Source organism: Allobosea sp. 67-29, assembly GCF_001898115.1.
Lineage (GTDB): Bacteria > Pseudomonadota > Alphaproteobacteria > Rhizobiales > Beijerinckiaceae > Allobosea.
Window position 1 is genome coordinate 314,675 of record NZ_MKSQ01000008.1, and the last position, 15,783, is coordinate 330,457.

Annotated in this window: 20 protein-coding genes; 2 read left to right on the forward strand and 18 right to left on the reverse strand. The window is 69.4% G+C overall.

Annotated features, from left to right (window positions below; translation table 11 throughout):
- Positions 1-27: 27 nt before the first annotated feature.
- The 11 genes from BGO20_RS08115 to BGO20_RS08165 are packed head-to-tail and all read right to left on the reverse strand — an operon-like array spanning position 28 to position 8,860.
- Entirely contained in the window at positions 28-3,945 is a 3,918-nt protein-coding gene (locus BGO20_RS08115) for a baseplate multidomain protein megatron (protein ID WP_291661343.1), read from the reverse strand.
- Positions 3,945-4,376 (reverse strand): C40 family peptidase, encoded by a 432-nt coding sequence (locus BGO20_RS08120; RefSeq protein WP_291661345.1) that lies wholly within the window; start codon positions 4,374-4,376, stop codon positions 3,945-3,947. The genes BGO20_RS08115 and BGO20_RS08120 overlap by 1 nt, the downstream gene beginning before the upstream one ends.
- On the reverse strand, positions 4,373-5,254 hold the full coding sequence (locus BGO20_RS08125; protein ID WP_291661347.1) for a DUF2163 domain-containing protein: 882 nt from the start codon (positions 5,252-5,254) through the stop codon (positions 4,373-4,375). Before BGO20_RS08125 ends, BGO20_RS08120 begins: the two co-directional genes overlap by 4 nt.
- Positions 5,255-5,261: 7 nt before the next feature.
- Positions 5,262-5,900, reverse strand: a complete 639-nt coding sequence (locus BGO20_RS08130; protein WP_291661348.1) for a DUF2460 domain-containing protein — start codon at positions 5,898-5,900, stop codon at positions 5,262-5,264.
- A gap of 9 nt (positions 5,901-5,909) precedes the next feature.
- Entirely contained in the window at positions 5,910-6,506 is a 597-nt protein-coding gene (locus BGO20_RS08135) for a phage tail tape measure protein (protein WP_291661350.1), read from the reverse strand.
- 36 nt (positions 6,507-6,542) lie between these two features.
- The gene (locus BGO20_RS08140) at positions 6,543-6,845 is read right to left on the reverse strand and encodes a phage tail assembly chaperone (protein WP_465246019.1); all 303 of its coding nucleotides are present in this window, start codon (positions 6,843-6,845) and stop codon (positions 6,543-6,545) included.
- Positions 6,740-7,084, reverse strand: coding sequence for a gene transfer agent family protein (locus BGO20_RS08145; RefSeq protein ID WP_291661352.1), 345 nt, complete (start codon positions 7,082-7,084; stop codon positions 6,740-6,742). The genes BGO20_RS08140 and BGO20_RS08145 overlap by 106 nt, the downstream gene beginning before the upstream one ends.
- Before the next feature lie 10 nt (positions 7,085-7,094).
- Positions 7,095-7,505, reverse strand: a complete 411-nt coding sequence (locus BGO20_RS08150; RefSeq protein WP_291661353.1) for a phage major tail protein, TP901-1 family — start codon at positions 7,503-7,505, stop codon at positions 7,095-7,097.
- A gap of 37 nt (positions 7,506-7,542) precedes the next feature.
- A complete protein-coding gene (locus BGO20_RS08155; RefSeq protein ID WP_291661354.1) occupies positions 7,543-7,953 on the reverse strand; it encodes a DUF3168 domain-containing protein in 411 nt (136 codons plus the stop codon).
- Positions 7,950-8,288 (reverse strand): phage head closure protein, encoded by a 339-nt coding sequence (locus tag BGO20_RS08160; RefSeq protein WP_291661355.1) that lies wholly within the window; start codon positions 8,286-8,288, stop codon positions 7,950-7,952. Before BGO20_RS08160 ends, BGO20_RS08155 begins: the two co-directional genes overlap by 4 nt.
- A 2-nt stretch (positions 8,289-8,290) precedes the next feature.
- On the reverse strand, positions 8,291-8,860 hold the full coding sequence (locus BGO20_RS08165) for a head-tail connector protein (RefSeq protein ID WP_291661356.1): 570 nt from the start codon (positions 8,858-8,860) through the stop codon (positions 8,291-8,293).
- A 69-nt stretch (positions 8,861-8,929) separates the two neighbouring features.
- On the opposite strand from BGO20_RS08165, the gene BGO20_RS08170 reads away from it, so the two are divergent.
- Entirely contained in the window at positions 8,930-9,697 is a 768-nt protein-coding gene (locus BGO20_RS08170) for a S1 family peptidase (protein WP_291661358.1), read from the forward strand.
- A 64-nt stretch (positions 9,698-9,761) separates the two neighbouring features.
- Positions 9,762-10,613: a S1 family peptidase gene (locus tag BGO20_RS08175; protein WP_291661360.1), complete on the forward strand. Its 852-nt coding sequence runs from the start codon at positions 9,762-9,764 to the stop codon at positions 10,611-10,613.
- 48 nt (positions 10,614-10,661) lie between these two features.
- On the opposite strand, the gene BGO20_RS08180 is transcribed toward BGO20_RS08175, so the two are convergent.
- From BGO20_RS08180 to BGO20_RS08210, 7 genes are read right to left on the reverse strand one after another with little or no spacing between them, the layout of a single operon-like run.
- Positions 10,662-11,906, reverse strand: a complete 1,245-nt coding sequence (locus tag BGO20_RS08180) for a phage major capsid protein (protein ID WP_291661362.1) — start codon at positions 11,904-11,906, stop codon at positions 10,662-10,664.
- A 23-nt stretch (positions 11,907-11,929) separates the two neighbouring features.
- On the reverse strand, positions 11,930-12,439 hold the full coding sequence (locus tag BGO20_RS08185) for an HK97 family phage prohead protease (protein ID WP_362889309.1): 510 nt from the start codon (positions 12,437-12,439) through the stop codon (positions 11,930-11,932).
- A complete protein-coding gene (locus BGO20_RS08190; RefSeq protein WP_291661364.1) occupies positions 12,436-12,615 on the reverse strand; it encodes a hypothetical protein in 180 nt (59 codons plus the stop codon). The genes BGO20_RS08185 and BGO20_RS08190 overlap by 4 nt, the downstream gene beginning before the upstream one ends.
- Positions 12,612-12,812, reverse strand: a complete 201-nt coding sequence (locus BGO20_RS08195; RefSeq protein WP_170843290.1) for a hypothetical protein — start codon at positions 12,810-12,812, stop codon at positions 12,612-12,614. The genes BGO20_RS08190 and BGO20_RS08195 overlap by 4 nt, the downstream gene beginning before the upstream one ends.
- Positions 12,809-13,990, reverse strand: coding sequence for a phage portal protein (locus BGO20_RS08200; RefSeq protein WP_291661365.1), 1,182 nt, complete (start codon positions 13,988-13,990; stop codon positions 12,809-12,811). The genes BGO20_RS08195 and BGO20_RS08200 overlap by 4 nt, the downstream gene beginning before the upstream one ends.
- A gap of 36 nt (positions 13,991-14,026) precedes the next feature.
- Positions 14,027-15,316, reverse strand: coding sequence for a DNA-packaging protein (locus BGO20_RS08205; RefSeq protein ID WP_291661719.1), 1,290 nt, complete (start codon positions 15,314-15,316; stop codon positions 14,027-14,029).
- Entirely contained in the window at positions 15,267-15,737 is a 471-nt protein-coding gene (locus tag BGO20_RS08210; protein WP_291661367.1) for a hypothetical protein, read from the reverse strand. Before BGO20_RS08210 ends, BGO20_RS08205 begins: the two co-directional genes overlap by 50 nt.
- Between the last annotated feature and the right edge of the window lie 46 nt (positions 15,738-15,783).

Below are 15,783 nucleotides of genomic sequence, written 5' to 3' on the forward strand. Positions count from 1 at the left end.
CTCTCCCCGTCCGCAACCGGGAGCCGATCAGCCGACGACGATACGTCCGCGCCATTCCTGCCCGGCACCGACCACCGCGCTGAGCTGGCGTATCGCAACCGCGATCTCCGACTGGACGCTACCGAACGCAAGGATCTCCTGATCCGCCGGATAAAGCCAGTTCGGCTCGTTCACGACTGCGGCATACGCCGCCGCCTCGCCATCGAGCACGACGACCTCGTAGCGCTCCACATTTTCGCCGAGCGGGACTTCGGCCAGGTCCCAGGAATCGCCGTCGACACGTGTGCGGCGAAGCCAGCTCAATGCGACGCCCGCCTCGGTGCGCCTCGCCTTGGGATGGACCGGCGAGAGGGGCCGCAGCGCCGGTCCCGAAACCTCCGCAACAAGCTCGACCATCGTCGGGTCACCGACATCATGCCGCGCGGGACCGACCCGATAGCGCAGCGACCGGCCGAGATCGGCCAGGTCGCCCGTCAGCGAAACGGCGGAGCCGTCGAGCACCACCACCCGCGCGCCGGCCGGCAGAGAGCGCTGCGCCGCCGCCTCCGACCCGCCGAGGCCGCGCGTGAAGCCCGACAGCCGGAAGTGCTGCGGCCCGATCAGTTCGACCTCCGCTGCCGTCACCAGTTCGATCTCTCCTGCCTCGTCGATCAGAGCCAGAGCGTTCGCACCCGCGAGCGCGGTTTCGTTGGGGACGGAGGAAAGGACTCCGCCGCGAAGCCTGACCTCCAGGGCCGAGCGGCGGTCGCTGCGCCAGATCGGCCCGGGCGCCAGCTCCGTCAGCGTTTCCCCAACGATCGACGGGGCCTCGACGAAGCCGGCGATATCGAAGAGCCCGCTTTCCTCCGCCCGCCAGATCGCCAGCGAGCCGGGCCAGGGTGCGGCGAAAGCGGCCAGAGACAACAGGACCGGCGGCTGCGCCGTCGCGATGGGCAGGGCGAGCGGTATTGCGAGCGGCCGGCCGGGCAAGGGCGGCGGCAATCGCGGCGGCCGGTCGCCTCCCCTGACGCCGGTCGTTCGGTAGATCGCCGGCTCGACCGACCGTGCGGACAGTCTGCGCGTCGGACCATCGGCAATCCGCGTGATCCGGAACAGCCTGTCGGCGCCCTGGACCGTCAGGGCGACCACATCGCCCGGCTCCAGGTCCACGCAGTGCGGGGAAAGCTCGCATTCGAGCAGCTCGCGCGCAGCCCAGGTCTCCTGCAGACGCTGGTCGGCAAGGCGCCGGGCTTCGGCCATGCGGGTCACGACCGCCGTCTCGACCGCAACCTCCCGCCGCGCCGCGCCCGCCAAGCGGCGTGAGCGGGCAGCGGCGTTGCGATAGTCGTTCTCGGCATCGCTGAAACCCAGCCGCAATTCGAGCGCCAGCTCGCTCTCCTGCATGCGCCGAAGGCTAAAGGGCTCGCCGTCCCTGTCGAGGATCAGATCGTCGGCGCCGAGGCGGCGGGACACTACCCCGCCCCTGCCCTCGAAGTGCAGCGTTCCGGAACTCATCACCGCGTCGAAACCGAAGGTCTGGGCGAGTGGCTCCAGCGCCTGCCGGGCTGACAGCGGCCGGTCGAGAACATAGCCGTCGAGAAAGCCGTCCACCGCAATGCCGTCGGCCGGCGGCAGGCCGAAATCCGCCAGCACTTTCGCGACGAGCCGATCGACAGGCGTGCCCTCGAGGCGGCCGTTGAGCCAATGGCCAGTCTCGAAGTTGCCGCCATCGGCCCAGATGCCGCCGAGGTCGGGAAAGGCTGGAAAGGGACGCAGATCCCAGTTCCAGACGAAGATATGGGCCGGGTCGACCATGCGAATCCCGCTGACGGGGTGGACCGGATTGCGCGCAGCATCGAAGCCGCTGCGGGCCGGATCATATCCGGAAATGACGGCCTCCAGCCCGCGCGCCTGCACGAGGTCGTCGCGCGCGCCGCTGGAAAATGGCGGCAAGCGGCCTTCGTCCGACTTCGCATCCGGGAAGACGTTCGGGGCATTGGCCCCCTTGTCGACCGCCGGAACACCGATCTCGGTCAGCCAGATCGGTTTCGCGCCGGGCACGAAGACGGTGGCCGTCGTTTCACTGCCGCCGACACGGCGAAGATGCGGATTGCCCCACCAGCCGGCCAGATCCTTGGGCCGGAACAACCAGGGCTTGCCATAGCCGCCATCCGCGATCGGCAGGCGCGTCTGCGCCTTCCGGCCGGCGTCATCGGCATAGTACCAGTCATAGCCCTCGCCCGATGCCAGGCGATCGCGCAGGTAGGAGAGATCGGCCGGACCGCGCGCGATCGCGGCATCGGCATGCGCGGCGGCATCGCGCCAATCCGAGAGCGGCGGATAATAGTCGATGCCGATGGCCCCGATGGCCGGCGAAGCCCAGAGCTGATCGAGCGGAAAATCGATATCGTCGCCGCCCTCGCGGACATCGGCGCCGTACTCGGTCCAGTCGGCGGCATAAGTGAGCGTCGCCGTCGGCAGGATCGCGCGAACGTCGTCGGCGATCGCCACGAGATGATCCACCATCGGATACCCGGTCGCGCCGCGCAGATGCGTCAATCCACGCATCTCCGAGCCGACGACGAAACCTTCGACGCCGCCGGCAGCTTGCGCCAGCATGGCGCAATGCATCACCAGCCGGCGATACGACCACTCGTCCGGTTTGGCGCACGAGATGCCGCCGCCGGCCATGCCCATGTCGGAGGGAGAGACCGTACCGATGAAGGCATCGACCTGCGGCGCTGCCGCGGCGGTGCCTTCAGGACTTCCCGGCCGGCCGGGAGCCGGGTCGCAGGTGATGCGGCCGCGCCAGGGATAGCGGGGTTGGCCCGGGTCGCCCGAATAGGGATCGGCCAGCCCGTTGCCCGCCGGAATATCCATCATGAGGAAGGGATAAAGCACCACCTCGAGCCCGTAGTCGAAGCGTAGCCGCCGGATCAGCGCGACGACGCTCTCGTCCGAGGGAGTGCCGCCGAAGGCAGGCCGGCCATCGATCTGGCTGACCGGCCGGGCGCCCGCCCGGCCGAGGCCCGCGACCGACCATTCCGTCCCGATCGTCGGCTTGTGGGCGACCTCCACTCGCGGCGCCACGCTGCATGAGCCCGCGCGCAGATCGTCACCGAACCAGGTCACCACCAGAGAGACGCGCCTCAGGTTCGGACAGAGCGCGACGAGATGCCCGAGCGCGGTGTCCGCATCCGCGCCGCCATAGAGCTGGTGGCGGGTCAGGCTCTCGGTCACGCCGGCTTCGGGCTCGTGGCTGACCGGCCGGATATCGTAGACGAACTCACCCGCCCCGGGCGTCAGTGCCACGCCCCGGATCATCTCTCCGAGACCGTCCACCGCGCGCACGACCTCGAAATCGAACTGCGGGACGCGGTTGCCGTAATCGGCCAGCGGAAAGCGCTCGAACACGACATAGGCGAGCCCGCGATAGGCCGGCGCCTCGCCCGCTTCCTTGGCCAGGATCAGCGGATCGGGCTCCTGGGTTTCGTGACCTTGATGGACGCGCACTACGACTGTGTTCACGTCGAGTTCGCGGCCGTCGGCCCAGATGCGGCGGACGAAAGCGATCGGCCCCTCGCAGAGCCCGATCGCCAGGTTCGCGGAATAGCTGTAGGTCGTCTCGTAGGTCTTCTGCGAGCGCCCGCCCTTGCCGCCGCTCTTGGTGCGGCTGATCGAAAGCTTGATCTCCTCCTCGAAACGTGTCGCCCAGATCAGTTGCCCACCAAGGCGCGCGCGGCCGTAGAGGCGCGGGATCGCGGCGCCCTCCGTGGCCGCGAGGCCGTTGACCTCCTTCAGCCGGGGTCCCTCGACGACCTTGTTTCCGCCCGCCCCGCCGAGCCAGCTCTGATCGATGGTTGCGCCGGCGAGGCCGCCGAGCGCCTGGCCGACCGCGCCGCCGACCGGGCCGCCCAAAGCCGTACCGAGGGCCGCGCCCGCGACCTGGAGAAGAAGCGTCGCCATCAGTCCGTTGCTCCGGGAAAGGAAAAGGCGTGGCTGAGATGGCGTCGCCACCAGCCGGTGAAGGCGACTTCGGCGACGGCGGCCCCGTCATGGGCATGAATGATGCGATCGGGCGCGCTGAGCACAGCGCAATGCTTGGCCGGCAGGTGCTCTCGCCAGCGGAACAGCAACACGTCACCCGGCCTCCGCTCGGCCGGTGCGACGGGCGTCAGGTGGCGCAGGGCCGCCATCGCGAGCGTCTCCTGCCCGAGGCTCTCGGCCCAATTGGGCGAATAGGGCGGTGGCGGCTCCGGCTCCGGGCCGTAGAAGTTCCGCCAGAGCCCGCGGACCAACCCAAGGCAGTCGCAGCCTACCCCGCGCAGCGAGGCCTGGTGATGATAGGGCGTGCCGAGCCATTCGCGCGCGGCCGCGACGATCTCGGTGCGCCTCAACGGAACAGACTCCCGCCATCGAGCCCGCCATCACCCGGCCTGACGCCGCCGATAATGAAATCGGAGGTCGGCATGTGCGGGAAGCCGCGAAAGTTGACGGCATTGCCAAATCGCGCCCGGCAAGTCGCGAAGCTCTTGTCGCAGCCCGGCGTCACGCCGAAGCCATCGCCGGCTTGAATCGGCGCCGGAGCGGCCTGCCAGAGCTGGAACACGGCTACTGCGCCTTCGAGGGCGTGCCGCTTTACCTCGCTGACGAAGCCGGCATTGGCCCCGGACGTGAAAACGAGCCTGCCCCCGGTGAAATGACCGTCGCCATGACCGCCGAGCTCCACGGTCGAGAGGGCGAGGCGGCCGTCGCTTTCAGCCACGACGCCCGCACTCGTGTTGAGCACGATGCCGCAGCGCGCGTCGCCAAGGTCGGCGGAGCAGGAGCGCAGATAGAGCCGGCCACGCTCCTCGTCGAACGCCTTGGCGAAGCTTCGCATCTCGGCCGTGAAGCCGCTCTCGCCACGCCGGACCTCGCCGACGAAGCCTTCATCGAGCAGGACGCGCTGACTGGGCTCAATCCAGTTGACGAGCCAGATGCGCAGACGGGCATCGTCATAGAGGCCGCGGGAAAGATCGCTCTCGTTCAGCCCGGTCGCCGCCAGTGCTCCGGCGACATCGCCACCGCCGATGGCGAAGCCGAGCTCCGCCGTCGCCTCGGCTCCCTCGAGCGCCGTCGCCGCGGCGAAGACGATGTCTTCGAAGGACAGAGGCCGGTCATGATCGGTGAAGCCGAGGACGAGACCGTCTCGCCGCGTCAGGCTCCAGCAACGGCACAGGGTGGTGGCGCCGCTGTCGAGATGAGCGGCAAGGTCGGGTGCAATCTTGCGCATGGCAGCCTCAGGGCAGGATCTCGACGACGGGAATGCGCGGAATCTCGCCGGCCTCGAAGGCGGAGAGATCGACCTCGATCGCGTCGGTGTCGAAACGGACCGGCACGTCGAAGACGAAGCCGGCGGTGATCGCGGCGCCAGGCGGCGGGACATGTCCGGCCGCGAAGCTCACGAGCCCTGTCGCGGCATCACAGGAGAACGCATCGGATGGCTGCTGGACGCCATCCACCGCGACCAGCACGCTGCCGGCCTGCGGCTTGGCGATCGTCCGCAGATAGGCCGTAGCGCCCGCGCCGTAGTGCTTCGAGAGCTGGAATTCGAGCCTGACGCCGTCGCCCGTGCCGATGAGCTGGTCGGTTGCTGCCGGCACCTGGGAAGGCATCGTGCTTTTCCAGTCGAGCTGATCCCGCCAGCGAAAGCCGTAAAGCCTGCCGCGCCGCTCCTCAAAGAAGCTGACGACCAGCGCCAGCGCATCGAGCGAGCGCACGCCGAGCCCCGCATCGTAGCGCCTCCGCGAATGGGCCCAGCGGCTGTTGCGAACCTCGCGGCCCGACGCGAGGGTCACGACCTGCGTCTGGTGCTCCGGCCCGCCACGCGCGCCGCGCGCGACATCCGTCGGAAAGCGAACGTCGTGGAAATCGGTCATGTCCGGCCCTCAGAGCGCGCGGCGGCCGCGCGCGACGGCCCGCGCGATCGCTGCCGAGACCTGGGCCTCGGAACGGCGGAAGCTGTCGGCATCGGGCGTCGAGACCTGAACGGTGACGTTGACCGGACGCCCGGCATTGCCCCCGGCCCGCACGCCCAGGCGCCCGTCCGGCCCGCGCGAGAGCGGCATGATGGCCTCGGCTCCGCTCTCGCCCATCAGGCCGAGACCGCGACCCGTCGGAAAATAGGAAGGCGAGGCGACGATGCCGCCGTCGGCGAAGGGCGCGACAGGAACGGACACGGCGCCACCAAGCGAGCCGAACCCGCCCGCCAGGAGACCGCTCAGGCTTTTGACACCGGTTCCGAGCAGGCTCGAAAGGCCGGACTGCAGCGGCTTCAGCGCCGTTTTCAGCAGGCTGTCGGTCATCGAGCGGCCGACGCTGCGCAGAACATCCTCGAAACGCTTGCCTTCGACGACACCCCGCGAGAACGCACTGACAATCGATCTGCCAAAGCTTTCCGAGGAGCGGCTGAGAGATTGAGTCAAGGAATCCATCGCCCGCAGATCGGACAGGCGGACGGATTCGAGAGCGTCTTCATCGGTCATGGCCGTCCTCTTCACAAAGTGATTCAAGTTCCGACCTCAGGTGTCGGGAAAAGCGGTCATCAGGGCCAAGAGCGCCGTGCGCTGCGTCGCGGCTTGCGGTTCGCCGGGCCGCCAGGCGCGCATGGCCGCGGCAAGCTCCCGCGGGGTCGCCGCCCAGAAGCTTTCCGGCTCCCAGCGAAGGCGGCCGAGCCCGAAGGCCATGACCTCGTCCCAGGGAAAGGCCGCCGGCGGGGTCAGCCTGCCGGCGGCTGCGGAGGGCGGGCGGGATCGCCGTCGCCGAAGGTGGCTTCGAGCAGGGAGATCGCGGCCCTGATCGCGCCGGCAAGGCCACCATCGAATGGCAGTCCCGCAACCTCTTCGTCGCGGATCGCCTTGCCCGCGCCGCGCAAGCCGGCAGCGATGATGCGGATGATGTCGCGGGCCGACAGATGACCGGCGACGAAACGCTGGCCGAGCGCCGGCAGGCTGTCGACCGCGAAGGCATGTTCGAGCTCCGCGAGCGCTCCGAGGGTCAGGCGCATCGGCAGCGCCTCGCCTTCGACCATGAGCGCGGTTTCTCCGCGATGACGATTGACCATGGCGACCTCCTCAGAGCGCGGCGAAGGCGAGCGCGCCAGCCGATTCCAGTGAGAGGTCGAAAGTCACCTCCGCCGCATGGTCGCCGCGATATTCGAGGCTGGTGATCTGGAACGGCCCCGAGACAGTCCCGAAATCCGGCACGACGACCTGCCAGTCGCGGATGACGCCGTCGAAGAACAGCTGGCGCACCAGCATGTCCGAAGCGACATCCTTGAAGATACCGGAACCGCTGATGCTGGAGCGGCGAACACCTGCACCCTCCAGCAATTCGCGCCAACGCCCGGCGGACTCGGCGTGGGTGACATCCACGGTCTCCGCATTGAACGCGATCTGACGGGCGCGCAGGCCCGCAACCGTGGTGAAGCCGCCCTCACCATCCGCCGCCTTGAGCAGCAGATCCTTGCCCTTCTGTGCCGACATGCGGCCCTCCTTCGCTCGTGAATCTGAGTTCGACTGGTCAGAGCGTTTCGGTTGCCGCTCGAAAGCGGACCGTCACGCTGGGCAGTCCGGCGCGCGGCTCGCGGCCAAGTCGGCTCGACAGCCAGCGCAGATTGACGAGCCGATGGCCTTCGAGCGCCAGAACCGCTTCGTCGAGCGCCGTCACGATCAGCCCGGCCGCCTCGAGAGCCTGCCGGCCAGAGCCGCTCTGCGCAGCCCAGACGACCAGCGCGAACTCCTGCTCGCAACCACGCTCGTCCCCCGCCGACCAGTCACGCGCCTCCACCTCGCCATGGACGACATAGAGGCCGCGCATGGCGCGGGGCGCCTCGTCAAAGATGCGCTCCGCCCCGATCAGCCCGGTCAGCGGACCGTCGGAAGCAAGCCGCGCCTGGACCGCGGCGCGCAGGGCCAGAACGGCATCGCTCATGGGCTGATCTCCTCGACAATGCAGATCAGCCGGCGGCGCGATCCATCGGGATCCGCCGCGGTGCGGATGTCGAAGAGGCGCGCGCCGTCGCGCAGGCGCTTTCCCGCATCGACGTCGCCGCGCCAGCGCATGGTGACGCGATAGCGCCCGATCTGCTCGGGCCTTCCCTCGCGCCACTCCTCGAGTCCCGAAAGCCATTCGACCTCAGCCCAAAGCGCGCCAACCGTGACGAAGCTCCGTGTCACGCCGCCGAGGCCGTCCGGCGTCGCCACTGGCGCTTCCAATGCGAGCCGGCGCCGCATCCGCCCGATAGCCGGGTTCCTCTCCTCCGCCATGATCAAAGCCTCACGCGGCGATAGGGCGCTGTCAGCGCCATGATCTCGACCGGCAGCGCCTGCGCATCGCGGCTGGCGACGTCGCCTCGCTGCTCGAACCAGCGAGCAGCGAGGCGCAGAACTGCCTGACGCAGCGGCGCCGGCACGGCATCCGGCGTGGCGCCATAGCCAGCGACGACGTCGATCTCGATGGCGCCGCGAGGGCGGCCTGCCTCCGGCACCTCGCCTTCCAGGCGGATCGAGGGCGGATGGGCCTGTCCATCGAGCGCCAGCGCCGTCGCCGCGACGGGCTGCGCCTGGCCGAGCAGGTCGTAGACGCGGGCCGCGAGGATCTGGCTGACGGGCGAGAGCGGCAGACGGATCTCGCCGGACGGTGGCCAGCGATCGAGCACGATCCGCCACTGCTGATCGACGAGGCAACGGCCTGCCGCCGCCTCGATCATCAGGCGCGCCGCGGTGACCAGCGTGGCCAGCAAATCATCCTCGTCGTTCTGGTCGAGGCGCAGGAACAGTCGGGCCTCGGCGAGCGAGACCGGCTCGCTGGCTGGCGGCTCCAGGGCGATGGGCGTCATGATCGCTCCGTTCAAGGGTTCAATTGCGGAAAGCGACGCGCTATCAGCGCCTCCGAAGAGGAGCGCCCGATGCGGATCGCACACTGGATTCTCGGCCTCGGCCTGGCCTGCGGGATCGCACCCGGCCCGGCGCGTGCGGTGGTCGGCGGACATGAGGGCGGCCCTGCCGCAGCCGCGACGCTGATGGTCCTGAACGCCCGGGGCGGCGTCTGCACCGGGATCGTGTTATCGCCTCGTGCCGTCCTCACGGCCGCCCACTGCGCGGCCGGCGGGACGGAGCTCCGCATTCACTGGCGCGCCGGAAGCGAGCCCATGCTGGTGCCACCGGCATCCGTCACCCTGCATCCCGAATTCAACGCGAAGGCCGTCAGCAACCGCAGGCGCTCGATCGATCTCGCCTTGATCCGGATGGCGGAGCCGCTCCCGGCCCGCTTCGCCGCGGCAACGCTCGATGACGGCGCACAGCCGCGTGCAGGCAGCCCGGTCACGCTCGCCGGCTATGGCGTCTCGCAAGAGGGCGAGGCTCGAACGACCGGCAGCTACCGTTCCGCCCCCCTGTCCGTCGTCGAGCCGTACGGCCCGGGCCATGTCCTGCTCTGGGCGGCCGATCCCACCGGCGCCGGCAAACGGCCAGGCGCAGGAGCCTGCCAGGGCGATTCCGGGGGCCCGATCTTCAGCGGCTCGTCGGTCGTCGCCGTAAGCAGCTGGTCCACCGGCCCGGCGAAGCGGAATTGCGGGCTTCTCAGCCAGGGCATCCTCGTCGCACCCCAGCGCGGCTGGATCGATGCAACATTGGCACAATGGGGCGAGACTGCCCGGTGGACCGGCGGACGCTGACGGAATCGCTGGACTGCGGCGCAGCAAACCCTAGATTATCCTGCGATCTTCTTCGATGTGGTCAATGTTCGCGCGCAGCTTCGCCATCCTGTCCCTGTCCTGTGGCCTCGCAGCGCTCGCGGGCCCCGCCTTCGCCGTTGTCGGCGGCGTGAACTCGCGCGATTCGCGCGGCGTTCGCGCGTCCACCGTGAGAGTCGAGACCAGCCGCGGCGAACTCTGCTCCGGCGCCGTCATCGCTCCGGAGATCGTCCTGACTGCCGCGCACTGCCTGGCCGATGGCGGCGCCATCAGCGTCGTCAGCCTCGATTCGCGCTTCCGGGCGCGCCGCCAGGTCGTCGTCGCGGTGTTGCCTCACCCGAGTTTCGTTCCAGGCACCACCCCGCGGACGCAGCCGGGCACCGATCTCGCGTTGCTGCGACTGGGAAAGCCGCTCCCGCGTGATATCGAGCCCCTCGCCCTCGGCGGCCATCTCTCGCAGGGCGAGACGGTGACCATGGCCGGCTACGGCCTGTCCGCCGAGAACAACAACCGCACGGCTCGGCGGCTGCGCGAAACGCAGCTTGTCAACGCCGGCAACTACACCACCCAGAATACGGTGAAGGTCGCCGTCGATGTCGATTCCCGCGGCGAAACGCCGGGAGCCGGCGCCTGCCGCGGCGATTCCGGCGGACCGGTCCTGCGCGGTTCGGCCCGTTCCCGCGATCTCGTCGGGATCGTGAGCTGGTCGAGCGGGCCGCTGAGAACGCGCGCGCGCAGCATCTGCGGCGGGTTCACCGCGATCACGCCGGTCAGCGAATATCGCAACTGGATCGCGGCCGGCAGCGCGCGGTTGCTGGCGTTGGGTTCCGAACATCGCTCCGAGGAAGCGGTACAGCCTCAGGCGAATGCCAGCTGGAGCTGGTGGTTCACGCGCTGACCGCCGGGATGGCCGCCCCATCCCGGCGGGATGCAGCGGCCATGCCTGTCAGGCGGCGAAGGCGAGGCCCTTGATCGCGGCGAAGTCCTGGACGCCGCCGCCCACGCGCTTGGTGGTGTAGAAGAGCACATAGGGCTTGGCGGAATACGGATCGCGCAGGATGCGCACGCCCGCCCTGTCGACCACGAGATACCCGCGCCGGAAATCGCCGAAGGCGATCGAGACCGCGTTGTTGGCGATGTCCGGCATGTCCTCCGCCTCGACCAGCGGGAAACCGAGCAAGGTCGCCGGCGCGCCCGCAGCGGCCGGCGGCTGCCAGAGATAGTTGCCGTTGGCGTCCTTGAACTTCCGGATCGCGCCTTGCGTCTTCCGGTTCATGACGAAGGAAGCGTTCTGGCGATAGCCGGCCTTCAGCGCATAGACGAGATCGACCAGCACGTCGGAAGGGTTCGAGGCCGGGAAGGCCCCGGCGGCGCCGGTATCGAGCACGCCGATATTGCCCCAGCTCCAACTGGCATCTGCGACCGTCGGATAGGCCAGGAAGCCCTTGGGCTTGTCGACACCATCTCCGGTGACGAAGGCGGCACCCTCCTGCTCTGCGAAGGCGCTCTCGACCTCCTCCGCGATCCACTGGTCGATATCGACGATGGCGTCGTCGAGCAGGGTCTGGGTCGCCGCTGGCATGGCGTAGAGCTCCATGGCCGGGAACGAGAGCTCGGCCAGCGTCGGCGAAGCCCCTTGCGGCCGGGCCGCCGTCTCGGCCACCCAGCCGGAAGCCGGGCCGGTGGTCGAGAAGGCCTTCTTGTAGGTGCCGGACGAGATCGTGCGGACCGTGGCCAGCGAGCGGATCGGCGAGACATTGGCCAGGCGGCGCAGGATCTCGCCCTCGACGGTCGCCGGAGCGAGATAGCCGCCATCCGGGCCGGAACCGGCGGAGAGCGCCTTGGCTTCCAGCCGCTTCAGACCGCCGGCCTCGCCGGTGCGGACGTAAGCTCCGAAGGCGGCCTTGTGCTCGGCGGTCAGCGGATCGCGAGGACCGTCCTGGCCGAGCGCCGGGCGGGCGCGCTCCAGCGTCAGCCGGTCGATCCGGCGCATGGTGTCGTCGAGCGCCGCGTCCATGCGGACCAGCTTTTCCTCGGTCAGCGGATCGACGCCCTGGCGCGCCTCGAGCCCCGCGAGGCGTTCCTCGTTGGTGTCACGGTAGTTTTCGAGCGTGTAGCGCAGGTCCTCGAAAGCCAGCGCGAGATCGCCGCCGGCAGCCTTGGTCTCGGGCGCGGTGTTGAGATGGCTCATGGTCTCTCCTCGGGGGTGATGGGTCAGACGAAGGCTGAAGGCCGCGTCGCCTTGACGGCGGCGATCCGGGCCTGGGGCAACATCGGGAAGGTCACGACCGACACCTCCCAGAGATCGATGCGCTCGAGCCGGCGCAGGCCGCTCCGCGGCTCGGTGCGGGCCTTCTCGTGGCGAAAGCCGATCGAGAGCCCGTCGATCGCACCGTCCAGCATCAGCGCATGGATTTCGCGGGCCCGGGCGACGGCGAGCGACAGCCGGCCGCGCACGAACAGCCCGCGGCTATCCTCGGTCAGGCTCGACCAGCGGCCGATCGGCTCGGCCGGATCATGCTGCCAGAGCATCCTCACGCCGCCCGGCCCACGCCTTTGCAGGCTCTCGCGGAAGGCTCCGGGCTCGACGATGTCCTTGCCGAGATCGGGAATGCGGAAGAGGCTGGCATAGCCTTCGAACAGACCGTCCAGCCCGATCCGTGCCGGCTGAACCGGCAGCAGCTTGGATTCGAACGAGGCTCGGGCCGGGTTCGGTCGCCTCATCGCTCGCCCTCCGTGCCGTCTCGGCCACCCTTCGTCCGCCCGGTCTCGAGCTTCGCGAGCTGGCTGACGAAGCGGCTGAAGGTCTCGACCGGCGCGCCGCTGCGCGACACCCTCCCCGCACGGGCTGGGGCGGGCGCCTTGGGCGGCGGCTTGGCCGCGCCGTTTCTGCCTTTCATGACGGGTCCCCCTCGTGGCGTGCGTTGAAGCGGTTGAGTTCGCGGACGAAATCGTCGAAGCGGCGATTGGCGGCGGTGAGCTCGCGCAGGACGAGCCAGGCCAGCCCAGATGCGCTCGCCGCCCAGAGCAGCAGGCCGAGATGGCCGACATCGGCACGGCCGACGAAGGCCGCGACGACCTGTTCGAGCATGTTCATGGGGTCTCCTTTCTGGAGGCGCGCCGGCCATAGCCGACCGCCTCGCGCTTCTCGTCCTCGTCGAGGAAGGTCGCGGCGCCGAGCCGGCGCCAGAGCGATTCCCGCTCGTCGGCCAGCGCCTCGATCGCGTCGAGATCAGGCTCCAGCGTGAGTTCGTCGCCAAAGGCGGGCCCAAGCCACTGCGCCAGCGATTGCGCCGTCCGGCGCACCAGCGGAATGACCGTCTGGCGCCAGAGAGCGCGATTGGCCTCGGCGAAATTGGCGTGGGTGTTGTCGCCGGGCAGGCCGAGCAGCAGCGGCGGCACGCCGAAGGCGAGCGCGATCTCGCGGGCAGCGACGCCCTTGGCGGCGACGAAATCGAGCTCGGCCGGGGTCAGCGAGAGCGGCTTCCAGTCGAGACCGCCCTCGAGCAGCAGCGGGCGGCCGGCATTGCGGGCACCCTGGAACGAGTCCTCCAGCTCCTGCTTGAGGCGCTCGAATTGCGCCTCGGTCAGCGTCGCGCCTTCCGGCCCGTCATAGACCAGGGCGCCGGAGGGGCGCGCGGCGTTGTCGAGCAAGGCCTTGTGCCAGCTGCCGGCGGCGTTGTGGATGTCGAGCGAGACCGCCGCCGGCTCGATCGGCGACAGCCCGTAATGATCGTCGACGGGGTGGAACAGCGTCAGATGCAGGATCGGCGGCAACCCGCCCTCGCCCAGCCGGAAACGCACCGTGTCGCCGCCGACCGTATAGTCATAGGCCTCGGGCCAGCCGTCGCGGCCGGGCACCACGCGCATCCGGTCGGGCCGCAGCGCATAGAGTTCGCGCGGCTCGCGGCCGGTACTCACCGCCTCGACATAGGCGTTTCCGGCGACGAGCAGGTGCCCGACCAGCATCTCGCGGAAGGCGATGCCGCCCTGGCGCGGATTGGGGCGCTCGATCAGGGCAAGCGCCGGATGCTCCGGCATCTCGCGCGCGCCGACCTTGGCGACGAGCGGCGTCTGCGCCGCCGCTTCCGCGATCAGGCGGATGCAGCGGTGCACGACCGGATTGCGCTCATAGCCCTCTCGCGAGAGCGCGACATAGTCGCGCGGCGTCCAGACCGCGCGCCCTGCCTCGTGCAGTGCGATCAGCGGCCCGACGCGCGAGCGCTTCTGGCCCGGCGCGGCTCGGCCGCGCAGGCTACGAAGAAAATCGAACATGGATGTCTCGCTGTTGGAGCGTAAGGGAACGAAGGGCTAGATGCCCCTCACCCGCGGCCGGGCTTTCGGTGCCAGCATCAGATGGGTCAGCGCCCAGACCAGCGCGTCGAGCCGGTCCGGCGAGCGGCCGGTTTCGAGGCCGCGCGGCCCGAAGGCGCACATCTCGTCCTCCAGCTCCGGAAAGGCCCCTGCATGGCGGACGCGACCCTGCGCATAGAGCGCGGCAACCGGCTCGGCGCGGAGATACTTGCCGCGCGTCGCCCGCACGGAAATCACGGGCACACCGGCATCGACCTCGCGGATGATGCTTTCGACCATCTCGCCGCCCTGGTTGACCTCGACGACCAGCGCATCCGCCTCATGGCGGCGATAGAGCGCGACCGCCCTCTCCGCCCATTCGTGAGGTCTCGCGCCGGCCAATGTCGCGTCTTCCAGCACATGGCCGATACCGTTATGGTCAACACCGGCGACGACGAGCCCGCAGCGGTCGGCCCGCTGCGAGGAGGTGGCGGGCGGGTCGACCGCCACCGCGATGCGGGCCAGCGCGGGCTTCTCGCGCTCGCGGGCCGTCTCGATCATCGCCCGCGTCCAGAGCGCATCCGGGCTCTCCTCGACGATCTCGCCGTCGAGTTCCTGGCGGCCGAGCCGGGTGCCGCCATAGGTCTGCGTGACCGTGCGGACGAACTCGGCGGCGAGATTGTAATGGTTGTCCTGCGTCCGCGCCCGGCTCACCGCGACATGCGGCTCGATCAGCAGGCGCTTGACCAAGGGCAGCGGGCGCGGCGTCGTCGTCACCACCTGGCGGGGATGATCGCCGAGGCGCAGGCCGAATTGCAGCATGTCCCAGCACTCCTGAAGGTTCGGCCATTTCGCGAGTTCGTCGGACCAGGCGGCGCCGAATTGCGGGCCGCGCAGCGCCTCGGGATCCTCGGCGGTGAAGACCTGTGCGATCGCACCGTTCGTCCATTGCAGGCGGCGCAGCGAAGGGTGCCAGGTCGGGCGCTCCCAGCGGGTGTGGATCGAGAGCAGTCCGGAGACGCCCTCGATCATCACGTCGCGAACCTGAGCCTGCGTCTCGCCGACGAGGGCGATCCGTTCTGTCCGCATATCCGCAAAGGGCGGATGGCCCAGCGCCATGCCCTTGACCCATTCGGCGCCAGTGCGGGTCTTACCCGCGCCGCGCCCGCCCAGCACCAGCCAGATCGGCTTCAGCGGCTCCGGCGGCAATTGATCGGGGCGCGCCCAGATTTCCCAGGTATTCCGAATGAGCTCGACATCATCCGGGCTCGCTGTCGGTATCAGCTCCCGGAGCACCCTCACCCGCATCCCGAGCGGCCAACGCTTCAAGACGTCGAGCAAGCTCCTGACGGAGCTGTGCGACATGTCGCAGACTGTCGGCGGCAGAAAGTTCATCCGTCTGCTTGTCCCTCTTCCCGCTCTGGGGCTCCTCGATCGCGACCAGCTCCCGCACGGTCCGCGCCAGCGTCGCCAGCGCCTTGGCGTCGGCTTCGCTTGCCGCGGCACCTTTCGGCAGATCGGCAAGATGCTGCTCGTGGGAGTCGAGCTGGCGCTTGGCTGCACGCCAGAGCTGGCCGACCAACCGCTTGCGCGACAGCACCGGCTGTTTCGGCCTGGTCGCGGAGGTCGTCGGCGGCGATGCCTTACTGTCGTCTTCGGCCATGGTTTCCATCTCCGGATGGGAGCCACGAAAAAGCCGCCGGCTGGAGAGCGCGGCGGCTTCGTTCAAGGCATAGTTCGTGAGCGTTTCTGATCTCTACCGGATCAGCGTCACG